10 protein-coding genes and 1 pseudogene are annotated in these 13,463 nt (G+C 59.8%); 7 read left to right on the top strand and 4 right to left on the bottom strand.

Features of this window, described 5'->3' with window-relative positions; genetic code table 11:
- A pseudogene (locus KGB14_RS26500) lies at positions 1–842 on the top strand (ATP-dependent metallopeptidase FtsH/Yme1/Tma family protein); the annotation flags it as partial.
- A 6-nt stretch (positions 843–848) separates the two neighbouring features.
- On the opposite strand, the gene KGB14_RS26495 reads toward KGB14_RS26500, so the two are convergent.
- Positions 849–3,230 (bottom strand): phosphoketolase, encoded by a 2,382-nt coding sequence (locus KGB14_RS26495; protein ID WP_223490191.1) that lies wholly within the window; start codon positions 3,228–3,230, stop codon positions 849–851.
- A 212-nt stretch (positions 3,231–3,442) separates the two neighbouring features.
- Between KGB14_RS26495 and fnr the strand changes: the two genes are divergently transcribed.
- Positions 3,443–4,189, top strand: a complete 747-nt coding sequence (gene fnr / locus KGB14_RS26490) for a fumarate/nitrate reduction transcriptional regulator Fnr (protein ID WP_223490189.1) — start codon at positions 3,443–3,445, stop codon at positions 4,187–4,189.
- Positions 4,190–4,223: 34 nt separating this feature from the next.
- Positions 4,224–5,207 (top strand): zinc-dependent alcohol dehydrogenase family protein, encoded by a 984-nt coding sequence (locus KGB14_RS26485; protein WP_223490187.1) that lies wholly within the window; start codon positions 4,224–4,226, stop codon positions 5,205–5,207.
- Here the strand turns inward: KGB14_RS26485 and KGB14_RS26480 are convergent.
- Entirely contained in the window at positions 5,197–6,117 is a 921-nt protein-coding gene (locus KGB14_RS26480) for a universal stress protein (protein WP_223490185.1), read from the bottom strand. The genes KGB14_RS26485 and KGB14_RS26480 overlap by 11 nt on opposite strands.
- Before the next feature lie 227 nt (positions 6,118–6,344).
- Here KGB14_RS26480 and KGB14_RS26475 point away from each other — a divergent pair, with 227 nt between their 5' ends.
- Complete coding sequence (locus KGB14_RS26475) at positions 6,345–6,908, top strand: GNAT family N-acetyltransferase (RefSeq protein WP_223490177.1); 564 nt, start codon at positions 6,345–6,347, stop codon at positions 6,906–6,908.
- 47 nt (positions 6,909–6,955) lie between these two features.
- Here the strand turns inward: KGB14_RS26475 and KGB14_RS26470 are convergent, their stop codons facing one another.
- On the bottom strand, positions 6,956–7,879 hold the full coding sequence (locus tag KGB14_RS26470; protein WP_223490174.1) for a universal stress protein: 924 nt from the start codon (positions 7,877–7,879) through the stop codon (positions 6,956–6,958).
- A gap of 256 nt (positions 7,880–8,135) precedes the next feature.
- On the opposite strand from KGB14_RS26470, the gene KGB14_RS26465 reads away from it, so the two are divergent.
- Positions 8,136–9,062: a universal stress protein gene (locus KGB14_RS26465; protein WP_223490172.1), complete on the top strand. Its 927-nt coding sequence runs from the start codon at positions 8,136–8,138 to the stop codon at positions 9,060–9,062.
- 260 nt (positions 9,063–9,322) lie between these two features.
- Positions 9,323–11,140 (top strand): DAHL domain-containing protein, encoded by a 1,818-nt coding sequence (locus KGB14_RS26460; RefSeq protein WP_223490162.1) that lies wholly within the window; start codon positions 9,323–9,325, stop codon positions 11,138–11,140.
- A gap of 173 nt (positions 11,141–11,313) precedes the next feature.
- On the opposite strand, the gene KGB14_RS26455 is transcribed toward KGB14_RS26460, so the two are convergent.
- The gene (locus tag KGB14_RS26455; RefSeq protein WP_223490160.1) at positions 11,314–12,132 is read right to left on the bottom strand and encodes an aldo/keto reductase; all 819 of its coding nucleotides are present in this window, start codon (positions 12,130–12,132) and stop codon (positions 11,314–11,316) included.
- Positions 12,133–12,506: 374 nt separating this feature from the next.
- Between KGB14_RS26455 and KGB14_RS26450 the strand changes: the two genes are divergently transcribed.
- Entirely contained in the window at positions 12,507–13,268 is a 762-nt protein-coding gene (locus tag KGB14_RS26450) for an alpha/beta hydrolase (protein WP_411740810.1), read from the top strand.
- Positions 13,269–13,463: the final 195 nt, after the last annotated feature.

The following is a 13,463-nucleotide window of genomic DNA, read 5'->3' as shown; positions in this document are numbered from 1 at the left end:
AAGGGCGCGAGGCCATCCTCAAGGTTCATCTCAAGAAAATCACCGTGGAGCCAGGGCTCGATGGCGTGCGTATCGCCGAGATCACCACCGGTTTCACCGGCGCCGACCTGGCCAACCTGGTTAACGAGGCGGCCATCGTCGCCACCCGGCGCGGCGCCGAAGCGGTCAGCCTGAACGATTTCACCGCGGCGGTAGAGCGCCTCATCGCGGGGCTCGAACGCAAGAGCAGCCTGCTCGATCCCGACGAGCGCCGGGTGGTGGCCTATCACGAGATGGGGCATGCCTTGGCCGCCAGCACGCTGCCGGCGATGGACCCGGTGCATAAAGTGTCGATCGTGCCCCGCGCCATCGGCTCGCTCGGCTATACCCTGCAGCGACCGACCGAAGATCACTTCCTGATCAGTTGCCAGACCCTCAAAGACCGGATTGTCGTGCTGATGGCCGGGCGCGCCGCCGAGGACCTGGTCTATGGCCAGATTTCCACCGGGGCCGCCGATGATCTGGGCCGCGCGACCGATATCGCCCGCCAACTGATCACCCGGTTCGGCATGAGCGCCGAGCTCGGACAATCGGTGCTGGAGCGGCAAAACGCAACGTACCTGGGAGACCGCATGGCCACGGTGGGCGAGAAGGATTATTCGGAACAGACCGCCCGGGAAATCGACCTGGGTATCCGCGCCCTGCTCGATGAAGCCTACCAACGGGCCAAGGCATTACTGGAGAGTCGCCGGGCCGACCTCGATGAGGGGGCCCGCCTGTTGCTGGAAAAGGAAACCCTCACGCCCGAGGAGTTCCCGCCTCTGCTGCCGCTCAAGCCAGCCCCGGCCTTACCAAAACTGTGATACCCATCAAGCCCGGTTATCCGGCGCGGGTGTCCATTGCCACTGCATCACCTCGGGCATGTCTTGCCCGTGTTCGATGAGGTAAAGCTTGTGCTTTTCCATCGTCGCCCAGTAGCGCGACCGGGCGGTCTGGAGCTGATCGTGCAGCCGGGGCACGCGCTCGATGACATCCAGCGCCAGCTGATACCGATCCAGATTATTGAGCACCGCCATGTCGAACGGTGTGGTGGTCGCGCCCTCGTCCTTGAAGCCGCGAACGTGGAAGTTGTCGTGATTGGTGCGCTTGTACAGCAGTCGGTGGATCAGCGCGGGATAGCCGTGGAAGGCGAAGATCACGGGCCGGTCAACGGTGAACAGCTCATCGAATGCGATGTCTGGCAAACCATGGGGATGGTGGTACGACGGCTGCAGAACCATCAGGTCGACGACGTTGACCACCCGCACCCGCAAATCCGGCACGTACTCGCGCAGCAAGGTGACCGCAGCTAGGGTTTCCAGGGTCGGAACATCGCCAGCGCAGGCCATCACCACATCCGGATCGCTATCATCCCGGCAGGCCCAACCCCACCGACCGATGCCCACCTGGCAGTGACGGATGGCCGCATCGATATTCAGCCATTGCCACTCCGGTTGCTTGCCGGCCACGATCACGTTGACGTAATTGCGGCTTCTGAGGCAATGATCGGCCACCGACAACAAGCAATTGGCGTCGGGCGGCAGATAGATCCGGACCACGTCCGCGGTCTTGTTCGCCACCAGATCAATGAACCCCGGGTCCTGGTGGGAGAAACCGTTATGGTCCTGGCGCCAGACGTGGGACGTGAGCAAATAGTTGAGTGAGGCAATGGGTCTGCGCCATGGCACGTCGGCGGCGGTTTTCAGCCATTTGGCATGCTGATTGAACATCGAGTCGACGATGTGGATGAACGCCTCGTAACAGGAAAACAAGCCATGCCGCCCCGTCAACAAATAGCCTTCGAGCCAGCCTTCGCACACCTGTTCACTCAGAATCTCCATCACCCGGCCATCGACCGCCAGATTGACGTCGTCGGGGCCCAGCGGCTCCATCCATGCCTTGGCGCTGACTTCATACACCGCATCCAGCCGGTTCGAGGCGGTTTCGTCCGGGCCGAACAGGCGAAAGTTGCTCGCCGTCAGATTGTCTTTCATCACGTCCCGCAAAAACGTCCCCAGCACCCGCGTGGCTTCAGCCCGCAAGCTCCCGGGCACCTCGATGTTCACCGCATAATCGGTGAACCGCGGCAGCTCCAGTGGCCGCAACAGCAGCCCACCGTTGGCGTGGGGATTGGCGCTCATTCGCCGGTGGCCGGTCGGCGCCAGAGCGGCGATTTCGGGCCGCAAGGTGCCATTGGCGTCAAACAATTCGTCGGGGCGGTAGCTGTTGAGCCATTCCTCCAATTGCCGCAAGTGCATGGGTTGCTGGAAATCGGCCAGGGGGACTTGATGCGCGCGCCAGGTGCCTTCGACCCGACGGCCATCGACGAATATCGGTCCCGTCCAGCCCTTGGGCGTGCGTAATACCAGCATCGGCCACAGGGGCCGCTCCGGTGGCCGGGTTTGCGGCTGTTGACGCGCGACCCGCTGAATCTCACGAATCTGCAGCACCATGGTGTCCAGCGTTCTGGCAAGGGCTTGATGAACCTCCGCCGGGTCATCGCCTTCGACGAAATACGGATCGTAGCCATAGCCATACATCAAGGCCGACAACTCCTCCTCACTGATGCTGGAAAGCACTGTGGGGTTGGCGATTTTGTACCCGTTCAGATGCAGAATCGGCAGCACCGCCCCGTCACGCGCCGGGTTGAGGAACTTGTTGGAGTGCCAACTGGCCGCCAACGTCCCGGTTTCGGCCTCGCCGTCGCCAATGACGCACGCGACAATCAGGTCCGGGTTATCGAACGCAGCGCCGTAGGCGTGGGCGAGGCTGTAGCCTAACTCGCCCCCTTCATGGATCGACCCCGGAATCTGCGCCGAAACATGGCTGGAAATACCATAGGGCCAGGAAAACTGCCGAAACAGTCGGGTCAGACCGTTGGTATTGCGCCCCACCGACGGGTTGAACTCGGTGTACGTCCCCTCCAGATAGGTCTGGGCCACGACCGCCGGGCCGCCATGCCCGGGGCCGGCAATGAAGATCATGTTCAGGTCGTAGGTCGTGATCAGGTGGTTGAGGTGCGTATAGATCAGGTTCAACCCCGGCGTTGTGCCCCAGTGCCCCAGTAACCGTGGTTTTACATGCGCCAGCGTCAGCGGCGCCTTCATCAGCGGGTTGTCTTTGAGGTAGATCTGCCCGACCGCCAGATAATTGGATGCCCGCCAGTAGGCATCCAGCCCTTCCAGTTGCTCGGCACTCAAAAAATCGCTCATGAAGTTCTCCGCAAGGGGCTCGGTGTACCGATAGACATGCGTCGATTCTGGGTGTCTGCAACGCGCAAGACTTGATTTACATCAAGTTTTCGCCGCACACCCCCGGTTCAACGAGGACAAGCCTTTTCCCGCTCGTCGACTGCCCTCCTAAACGCCCGATTGAAACGATGATCCGAACTATGCTTTACCCCACTACAAAGGGGCTATGTGCGATGCCGGAAACACGTCCATACCAACATCACTATCTGAAGGCAGCGTGCTCCAACTGCAGTGTTCTGGAGTTATGCCTGCCGATTGGCTTGACCGGCCAGGAGGTAGAGCGGCTGGATACCCTGATCGTTCAGCGGGTAAAGGTTAAAAAAGGTGCAGCCCTGTACCGGGCCGGTGACCCATTGCGCTCGCTGTACGCGGTACGCATCGGCTCATTCAAGACCAGCATGCTGTCGGTCGATGGCCGCGAGCAGGTGACCGGTTTTCAGATACCCGGCGAAATGCTCGGCCTGGACGCCATCAGCGACGATCGGCACGCCTGCAGTGCCTTTGCCCTTGAGGACAGCGAAGTCTGCCCCCTGCATTACGCACAACTGGAGAAACTCGCCCAGGAGCTGCCCTCATTGCAGCACAACATGAACAAGCTCCTGAGCCGGGAGATCGTGCGTGATCACAGCATGCTCATGATGATGGGCAACATGAACTCCGATGAACGCCTGGCGGCCTTCCTGCTGAACCTGTCGCAACGGCTGAGCATTCGGGGGTACTCGTCCAGAGACTTTGTGCTGAAGATGCGCCGTGAAGAAATCGGTTCGTATCTGGGCCTGCGCCTGGAAACCATCTGCCGGGGCATCGCCCATCTGCGGGATCTGGGATTGGTCGAGATTGCCGGGCGTAACGTCAAAGTCCTGGATCTGGACGGGCTCAAACAACTGGTCGCCGGCTGTCACCGGCAGTCGACCCTCTAACGCCTCACGGTGCACAGGCTTTTGGAGAATCGTCATGCGCGCCATGGTTCTGCATGCCCCCGGCCAGCCGTTGCGACCGGAAGAGCGTGCCATCCCGACTCCCGACGCGCATCAACTGTTAATCAAAGTCCTGGCCTGTGGCGTGTGCCGCACCGATTTGCATCTGGTGGACGGTGAATTGCCGCAAGCGGTGCTGCCGCGCGTGCCGGGCCATGAAATCGTCGGTGAAGTGACGGCAGTGGGTGCCGATGTGGCGCCCGACTGGGTCGGCAAGCGCGTCGGCGTTCCCTGGCTCGGCTGGACGTGCGGGGAATGCACATTCTGCTGCTCGGGCCGGGAAAACCTCTGCGATCGCGCCCGGTTCACCGGCTGTCACCTGGATGGCGGTTATGCCGACTACACCGTTGCCGACGCCCATTTCTGTTTCCCCATTCCAGACGCGCTCTCGGCCACCGAAGCCGCACCGCTGCTGTGTGCCGGGCTGATCGGTTTTCGCGCATTGCAAATGGCCAAAGGGGCGCGTCATCTGGGGCTTTATGGCTTCGGCGCGGCGGCGCATCTGGCGATTCAGGTGGCGCGGGGCCGGGGGCAGCAGGTGTATGCCTTCACCCGACCGGGCGACAATGAAGGCCAGGCCTATGCCCGGACCCTCGGCGCCGAGTGGGCAGGCCCCTCGGATCAACCGCCGCCGCACCCGCTCGACGCCAGCCTGATCTTCGCCCCGGTCGGCGCGCTGGTGCCGTTGGCGCTGGCGGCCACCGTCAAGGGCGGCTGTGTGATTTGCGCGGGCATCCACATGAGCGACATCCCCAGCTTCCCTTATCGACTGCTGTGGGGCGAACGCAGCGTCCGTTCGGTGGCGAACCTGACCCGCGAAGATGGCACCGCGTTTTTTGCAGAGCTGCGGCATACGCCCGTGCACAGTGACGTTACCTGTTTCGCCCTGGACGATGCCAATCAGGCGCTGGCAAGCCTGCGGGCCGGTCAGGTCAAAGGCGCAATCGTGCTCATCCCCTGACGATCGGTCCCGGCTGCTTGACCGCCAGAATACTGCCCGGCACCGAATACAGCGCCCGTTCCGTGTTGCTGCCGATCAATCGATCGAACCCCACCCGGTGCACGGTGCCCATTACCACGACATCGACCAGATACTCCTCGACAAACTCACTCAGCACCGGTGCCGGCAAGCCCATGATGAAATGCCGACGCTCTGGCGGCACACCATAGCGATCGGCCAGGGTGACAAACGCCTGGTGCAGGGATTGCCGCAGCTCCTCCATGAAGTCCACATTCCACCCGCCACTCACCAGGGCTGCATCACCGTTGAAGGCCGGCGACAAGTCATAGGCGTACAGCAGATGCAGCGGTGCGTCACATTGCAGGGCCAGCGCATTCGCCGATTGAATGATGGTGTCGTTGAGGCCAGTGATTTGCGTCGAGGGGTCGAACGGGTCCACTGCCGCCACGATCCGGTGCGGTAAACCGTAACGGGCCTGGTTGACCAGATGCACCGGCACCGTGCATTCGCGCAGCAGGTGACAATCCAGAGGGGTGATGAACACGCGCTTGAGCAGCGGCTCCAGCGTGACGTCCTTGATCAGCATGTCGGGCTTGAGCTCTTCGACGCAGCGCAAAATGTCCAGCAATGGATGAGTGGTAAAAACCACTTCCACGCTCACGTTCAATCCCTCACCGCTGAGGCGCTGGATTTCTTCCACCATCCAGCGGCGATAGCGGCGCAGATAGCGCTGGTACTTCGCCTCATCGGTTTTTTCCTCCCATAAATGGATGATCGGAGCCGGCTCGATAAACGCCCGCACATCCAGCACCGCCCCGCTGGCCTTGGCGAGGGCAACGGCGCGCTGCAAGGCCGGGGACTGGTACAGGGTTCGGTCGGCGATCAGCAACAAACGTTGATATTGACCCATCACACACCTCGATTCGGTGCCGGTCCACAGCGCCGGCCTGTTCCCAGACTGCACCCGTTGCCCCCTGCCCCAGGTTGATTTACATCAGATTCGAGCGTTTAAAGCCTGCCTGTCACGAGTGTCTGATCCAGATCAGATTCACGCGCTGCCAGCGGCGTAAAAAAGGATATGAACCGCGTGGTTGGTTGCGACGCGCGAGCCTTTCAATCCGAATGGAGAACTGCACCATGCTTACCGTGAAAGACCATAACGACAGAGCCGCTGCCGCCTACGCCGCTGTCACCGGACAGTACTGGATTGAAGCACTCAGGGACGGGCGCCATGTGCTGATCCGACCGCTGGCGGAAAAAGACCGCGAACGTGAATATGACTTTATCAAGCGCCTGTCCCCAGAGTCGCGGCACATGCGTTTTCTGGCGCAAGTCAATGAGCCCGGCACCGCCATGCTCGACCAGTTGATGGATGTCGACGACAAAAAGCGGATGGCCTACATCGCCCTGATCCACGACAACGGCAAACTGGTCGAGATCGGTGTCAGCCGCTATGCCGCCACCGCCGACCAGGAATGTGAATGCGCCGTGACGGTTGCCGATGAGTACCAGCACCTGGGCCTGGGCACGACGCTGATGGAGCACTTGATCAAGGCCGCGCGCAGGAACGGTTTTCGTCAGATGTATTCCGTCGATGCCGCCAGCAATAGTCCCATGCGCGATCTGGCCAAAGCCCTGGGCTTCGAGACCCGCCACGATCCTGATGACAGCCGCCAGGTCATTCACCATCTCGATCTGTGAAAAAACACCCCTCGGCGTCATTGAACCTCCGAGGGGCGTTTCACCGCTCAGGACGGCAACAGTGGGCTTGGCTTGATCGCCAGCACACTGCAAGGCGCCCGATGCAAGAGCTGTTCGGCGGTGGTCCCCAAGAGTTTATTCAACCCGTTGTGCTGCACCGTCCCCATGACAATCACGTCCGTGTGGTGGTCGGTCGCAAAATCGCAGATGCTCGACAATGGCGCACCCTCGATGAAATGACGACGTTCAGGGGGCACGCCATGGCGCTCGGCCAGGGAGGCAAACACTTCATGTTGCGTCACACCCAAGGCTTCGTAGATACCGGTGGCCAGCGGCAAGGCCCCCACCCCCATATCCGTGGCGTACACCGCCGCCCAGTCATACACGTGCACCAGTTCAAGCTGGGCGTCGCACTGTTCAGCCAGTTTCACGGCGGCCTTGATGATCTGATCATTGAAAATCAGGTCCTGTTCTTCGCTGCGCAACACATCGACGATGGCCAGCACGTTGTGGGGTCGTGGATTGAGCACATTGGTCACCAGATGCACCGGCGTCGGACAGTCGCGTAGCAGCTGCCAATCCAGCGGCGTGAAAAAGACCCGCTTCAACGCGGACTCTTCCTGAGCGTCCTTGATGATCAGGGCCAAGGGCATTTCTTTGACGAAGTGCAGGATTTCTTCATAAGGGTGCTGCACCCACACCACTTCGCAGGTGGCTTCGACCCCATGCTTGCGCGCCAGCCCGGCTTGCTGCTCGAGCCATTGCTGATGGCTTTGCAGGTAGCCGTCCCGGGCCTGGCTGATTTGTTCGGGGGCGAACAAGCCTGCCACGGCCAACGCCTGGAGGTAGTCGAACGCCACGATATGCAATGGCAATTGCATCGCCTTGGCCAAGGCCGTGGCCCGGTCGAACGCCGGGGTGCGGGCCATGGAGGGAGGGGCGATTAACAGTAAACGCTGAGTCTGCGACATAAAGCACCTCGGCACGCGGCCATTTATATGGGGTGATCAGAGCTTCAGATTGAGCGCTTCAGGGGCAGACGACTTGATCTTTGTCAGCGATAACGCACGACCGCACATCGGCCAGCATCGCCGTTTTTCGCCTGTTTGATACAGATCAAACCCGGAGCTGCGGCCAGCGGCACTATCAGAACAAGGCTTCATGGCCAAACGACGCATCGCCGTCATCGAGCCGCCGCGTTTGTGCAGTCACCCAAGGAGAATTGTCATGTCTGAACAATCACGTTTCATGCTGGTCGCCTCGCCCCTGATGGAGCACAGCCCCGCCTTCGACCGGGCCGCCGCGCTGGCCAAGGCTGAAGACGCGGCGCTGCACATCGTGGCCTTCGATTACCTGGAAGGCCTGGCGACGGCCGGCCTAGTCAATGAAAAGGCCCTGGAGCAGATGCGCCTGGGGTACGTCGAGCGTCACCGCCAGTGGCTTGAAACGCAAGCCCGGCCCTTGCGCAAGCTGGGTGTGCACGTCACCACTGAAGTGGTCTGGGTCCGAAGGCCCTTGGAGGAAATCCTCATTCACCTCAAAGAACAGCCCATGGCCGCACTGATCAAAGCGCTGGAGCATGAATCGGTGCTGTCGCGCCTGATGTTCACGCCCCTGGATATCCATTTGCTGCGCGAATGCCCGGTGCCGTTGCACCTTGTCGGCCATGTGCAGCACGCCTTGCCCCGCAAGATTGTCGCGGCGGTCGATCCGTTCCACCGCGAGGGTCAGTACGAAGGCTTCAATGACCGGATCCTGCGCGAGGCGGTGAAACTGGCGACGTCCTGCAATGCCGAGGTCGAGGTGGTCTATGCCTATGACCTTTCAGCCATCAGTTCAGATGAATGGGTCATGGGCAGAGGTTCTGCCTTCTTTTCTTCAGACATTGCCAAAAGGCTCTTCGACGCCCAGGGCGAGGCGTTCAACGCACTGGCCGAGCGCAACGGCATCCCGCCTGAGCAACGACACATGATCATGGGCAACCCGGCCAAAGTTCTGACAAGTTACGCCGATGCCTACAACATCGATGTGATTGTCATGGGCAGGGTCGGCCATCGCGGCATAAAACGGTTGATCGGCAGTACGGTGGAACAGCTGTTGTACAAAATGCCGAGCAGCCTGTGGGTGATCTCGCCCGAGGAACTGGCTGAGTGATTTGAACCTGTCGCAATCCCCTGTTTGCACACCTCATGTGCAGCGCGTGCGGTCAACCGCACGCGTCAAGGCCCCTCTGCTGCCCCTGTGGCACTAGCCAGCCGTTCGGTGTTTTTTCCGACACTGTTTGCCAACAGCGCTAGGCTTACGCACAACATGGCCGATCGCTCGCCATCGTGCAGGGAGCGCATAAATGGAATTAATCAACCGTTGGCAGCCTCTCTCTCTTGGGACGGTCAGTATGAGAGAGGGATGCCGCAATGAAGCTTTCTAATCGTTACAAATGGCCAGTCTTGGCCGCAATCGCGCTGACGCTCTCCAGCGTACTGATATTTTTGCTGATCAAATCCTATTCCTACGACACATCGACCTACTTCGAGTCGCGCGACTTCGTGCGCCAACTCAAGCAGTTCGATGCCAATTGGAACGTGAAGATTCTGAGAGCCAAAGTCGGCCTGAACAACAACTTGTTTTTGGGAGCACCTGCAGCTGCAGAGCAGCGATGGGCACAGCTCGACAACCTTAATTCGGCCGGTCCCCTCTCGGCCCTTTGGCAAACTCGACGGCAGGGTTATCTGGATGCGGTAGAAAACAAAACACGGCTGGTTGAGCAATTCAAACAGCACAACACGGCCTTGCGAATATCATTCGCGGCCCTGCCTGAGCTGGAAGATGACATTCGCAGGTTACTGGAAGACTCCAACGACAAACGCTCGTCGGTGGATACTGCGGCGGGCTCAGTGGTGTTCAATCTGACGTTGGACACCCTTGAGTACGCCCTCTATGTCTCCAGCGACAGGGCTGAGGAAATCGACGGACATCTGAAGTACCTGAATGAATACATCAATCAACTGCCACCTGAACGGCGCCCGCCTTTCACGGCCTTGGTAGACGCTGTGAATGCCATTGTTCGAGAGCAGCCCATCGTCAATGACCTGGTTGATCGCATCAGTGTGATTCCGGTCGCACAGCAACTGGACAGCATCAACGAGTTATTGAACGAAACACAACGGCGCACCAGCGCGACAGACCGCCAATATCACCTGTACCTGGGGGTATGCGCCGCCATCATGGCGCTGCTGTTGTTGTACCTGGCCGTCCGTCTGATTCGCAGTTATGCCGTGATCAACAAGATGAACAACGAGTTGCAAACGGCAAACGAGCGTCTGGAACAACGCGTCGAAGAACGCACCCACGAACTGCTGGAAGCCGAGCGCGAACTGGTCGATGCCGCGCGGATGGCCGGTATGGCGGAGATCGCGACCAATGTGCTGCACAACGTTGGCAATGTGCTGAACAGCGTTAACATCTCGGCAGACTTGATCACCCGCAAACTGGCGGCCAGCAAAACACTTGGGCTGGGTAAAGCGGTAAAGATGATGAACGAGCATGCCGAAGACCTGGGGCAGTTCATGACGCACGATGAAAAAGGCAAGCTGCTTCCCCTTTACCTCAATCAACTGGTCGACTCCATCGCCGCCGAGCAATCGAGCATCGTTGACGAACTGTCGCAACTCACCAAAAGCATCGATCACATCAAGGACATTGTGTCCACCCAACAGGCCTATGCCGGCGCCGCCAGGCTGGTCGAGCCGTTGAACGTCGTCGATCTGTTCGAAGATGCGTTACGCATGAATTCCGGCGCCTTGAGTCGACACCATGTCACGGTCACCAAGGACTACCAGGACACGCCAACCATCATCGGCGACAAACACCGACTGCTGTTGATCCTGATCAACCTGATCAGCAATGCCAAGTATGCGATGACCAAGGTCAGCGACCGTCAGCGCCACATGATACTGGGCATCAAGATTGTCGATAACGCAACGCTGCGCCTCAGCGTAGAGGATCAGGGCGAAGGCATCGCTGCCGAGAACATGACCCGCATCTTCAATCACGGTTTCACCACCCGCAAGGAAGGCCATGGTTTTGGCCTGCACAGTTGCGCGCTCGCAGCGGTAGAGATGAACGGGCACCTTCGCGTCCATAGCGATGGACCTGGTCATGGCGCCCTCTTCACCCTGGAAATCCCGCTGGAGACGGCGCATGCATTGCCGGCAGCTGCGGCCCTGCAGTGAGGTCGCCCCGCCAATACCCGTCAATTAAATGCAATCCATGTGGGAGCGAGCCTGCTCGCGAATGTGGTGTGTCAGGCAACATAAATGTCGACTGATACTCCCTCTTCGCGAGCAGGCTCGCTCCCACAGGTTCCGCATTTGACATTAGTAACCCGGTTACTTTGCCAACCCGACTACCCCACCAAGGCAATCAGCTGCTGGCGCTGCGCATCCGTGAGCATCGGGCCGAAACCGGCACCGGCATTTTCCGCCATGTAGCGCGGGTTGCCGGTGCCGGGGATGACACAGGTCACCGCCGGATGAGCCAGCAGGAACTTGAGCGCCAGTTGCGCCCAGCTGCTGATCCCCACTTGCGCAGCCCATCCAGGCAGCGGTTTGCCTTTCAATCGAGCGAGCAAGCCGCCACCACCGAAAGGCCGATTGCAGATCACCGCCACGCCGCGTTCGCGACACAGTGGCAGGATTCGCTTCTCGACGCCGCGGTCGTCCAAGGCATAGTTGATCTGTAAAAAGTCCATCGGCTCGGTTTTCAACACGGCTTCCACTTCGTCATACGCCGACGCCGTGTAATGGCTGATGCCAATGTAGCGAATACGCCCTTCGGCCTTCCATTGGCGCAAGGTGGGCAGGTGGGTTTTCCAGTCCAGCAGGTTGTGAATCTGCATCAGATCGATACGGTCGGTCCGCAACAGCTTGAAGGACTGTTCCATCTGCGCAATGCCTTCCTCACGGCCACGGGTCCAGACTTTGGTGGCCAGAAATGCTGGCGAACGAGGCCGATGGATCGACAGCAGTTCACCGGTCGTCTGCTCGGCACGACCGTACATGGGCGAGCTGTCGATCACCGTGCCGCCCTTCTCGAACAACGCAATGAGCACGGCGGGCAGTTGTTTGTAAGCGGCGTCGGAGGGCTCGACATCAAAACCGCGATAAGTGCCCAACCCGACCATGGGTAACGGCTCGTTGCTGGAAGGAATGGCTCGGGTCAGCATGTTCTTGCCTCCTGTTTCCGTCGACGGCGCCGATGCAGCAAAGGCAGAATCGAAGGTGAAGACCGCCGAAACACCGGCAGCCAACGTGAGTATTTCTCTGCGCGTAAAAACAACCATGGACTCATGCCAGTCATTCAAGGGACGGAACCTGTGGGAGCGGGCTTGCTCGCGAAGACGGCAGCACAGTCAACATTGATGTCGACTGACACAGCGCTTTCGCGAGCAAGCCCGCTCCCACAGGGCTTGCACTTAATTGAATGGTATTGGGCAACTCTCCTGTACAGCCGGGAACGCTGAGCTACACTCTGGCGGCGTTCCAGCAATAGCTGTCTCAAGGCCCGAAGCAGTCAATGTCGTTCACTAAACTTAGCCGAATGTCGCGAACCCTGGTATTTCTCTTCGTATTCGTTGCGGCCTTGTACCTGATGCTCTGCGCCGCGCTGTTCGTGTTTCAACGCGCCCTCATCTACTACCCGCAACCACGCGCCATCGACGCCCCCGAAACGCTGACGCTGCAAGTCGCCGATGTGCAGGTGCTGGTGACCGTCAGGCCGCACGACGGCCCGAAGGCGTTGATCTACTTCGGCGGCAATGCCGAGGATGTTTCCCGCAACCTGCCCGGGTTTTCCCAGGCTTTTGCCGATCATGCGATCTATTTGCTGCATTACCGAGGTTTCGGTGGCAGTTCCGGGTCGCCCTCCGAGGAGGCGATTTCGCGCGATGCCATGACATTGTTCGACAAGGTCTACGACACCCATCCCCAGATCGCCGTGGTCGGGCGCAGCCTCGGTTCGGGCGTCGCCGTGCGCCTCGCCAGCCAGCGCCCGGCCTCGCGCCTGATTCTGATCACGCCCTACAACAGCCTGGAAGACCTTGCCGCACGCCAGTTCCGCGGGTTCCCGGTAAAGTGGCTGCTTCGCGACAAGTTCGAATCCTGGAAATACGCCTCTCACATCACGGTCCCAACGCTGTTGATGGCGGCCGAACACGACGAAGTCGTACCGCGCTCAAGCACAGAGCGGCTCTACGCCCATTTCGCCAAAGGCGTGGCCCTGTTGCAGGTCATACCGGGTACGGGCCACAATTCGATATCCGAGAGCCCCCAATACTTAAAACTGCTGGGTGCCGCGTTGTAAGAGCCCGCAGGGCGACTGATGCATCAAGAAACGGTCACAAAATCGCCATCACCGCTTAACATTTTTTTTACACATGAGCAGGCACGGTATACCGTTGCGGGCGCTGCGGCTCATGATCCATCCGCACAGGCTTTAGATTAACAATGGAGCAAGGCATGGAGCCTTCAGTGGTATCAACCCAATTTAATATGCTGA

This window comes from Pseudomonas sp. A-RE-19 (assembly GCF_019956555.1).
In the GTDB taxonomy this organism is placed as follows: domain Bacteria; phylum Pseudomonadota; class Gammaproteobacteria; order Pseudomonadales; family Pseudomonadaceae; genus Aquipseudomonas.
The sequence above is the reverse complement of the archived record's forward strand: the minus strand, read 5'-3'. Positions and strand labels throughout refer to the sequence as shown.

Excerpts from the sequence above, each read along its gene's own strand:
- KGB14_RS26450 (WP_411740810.1), top strand. The coding sequence starts at position 12,507 with ATGTCGCGAACCCTGGTATTTCTCTTCGTATTCGTTGCGGCCTTGTAC.
- KGB14_RS26485 (WP_223490187.1), top strand. The coding sequence starts at position 4,224 with ATGCGCGCCATGGTTCTGCATGCCCCCGGCCAGCCGTTGCGACCGGAA.
- KGB14_RS26455 (WP_223490160.1), bottom strand. The coding sequence starts at position 12,132 with ATGCTGACCCGAGCCATTCCTTCCAGCAACGAGCCGTTACCCATGGTC.
- KGB14_RS26480 (WP_223490185.1), bottom strand. The coding sequence starts at position 6,117 with ATGGGTCAATATCAACGTTTGTTGCTGATCGCCGACCGAACCCTGTAC.
- KGB14_RS26475 (WP_223490177.1), top strand. The coding sequence starts at position 6,345 with ATGCTTACCGTGAAAGACCATAACGACAGAGCCGCTGCCGCCTACGCC.
- KGB14_RS26470 (WP_223490174.1), bottom strand. The coding sequence starts at position 7,879 with ATGTCGCAGACTCAGCGTTTACTGTTAATCGCCCCTCCCTCCATGGCC.
- KGB14_RS26495 (WP_223490191.1), bottom strand. The coding sequence starts at position 3,230 with ATGAGCGATTTTTTGAGTGCCGAGCAACTGGAAGGGCTGGATGCCTAC.
- KGB14_RS26465 (WP_223490172.1), top strand. The coding sequence starts at position 8,136 with ATGTCTGAACAATCACGTTTCATGCTGGTCGCCTCGCCCCTGATGGAG.
- KGB14_RS26460 (WP_223490162.1), top strand. The coding sequence starts at position 9,323 with ATGAAGCTTTCTAATCGTTACAAATGGCCAGTCTTGGCCGCAATCGCG.
- fnr (WP_223490189.1), top strand. The coding sequence starts at position 3,443 with ATGCCGGAAACACGTCCATACCAACATCACTATCTGAAGGCAGCGTGC.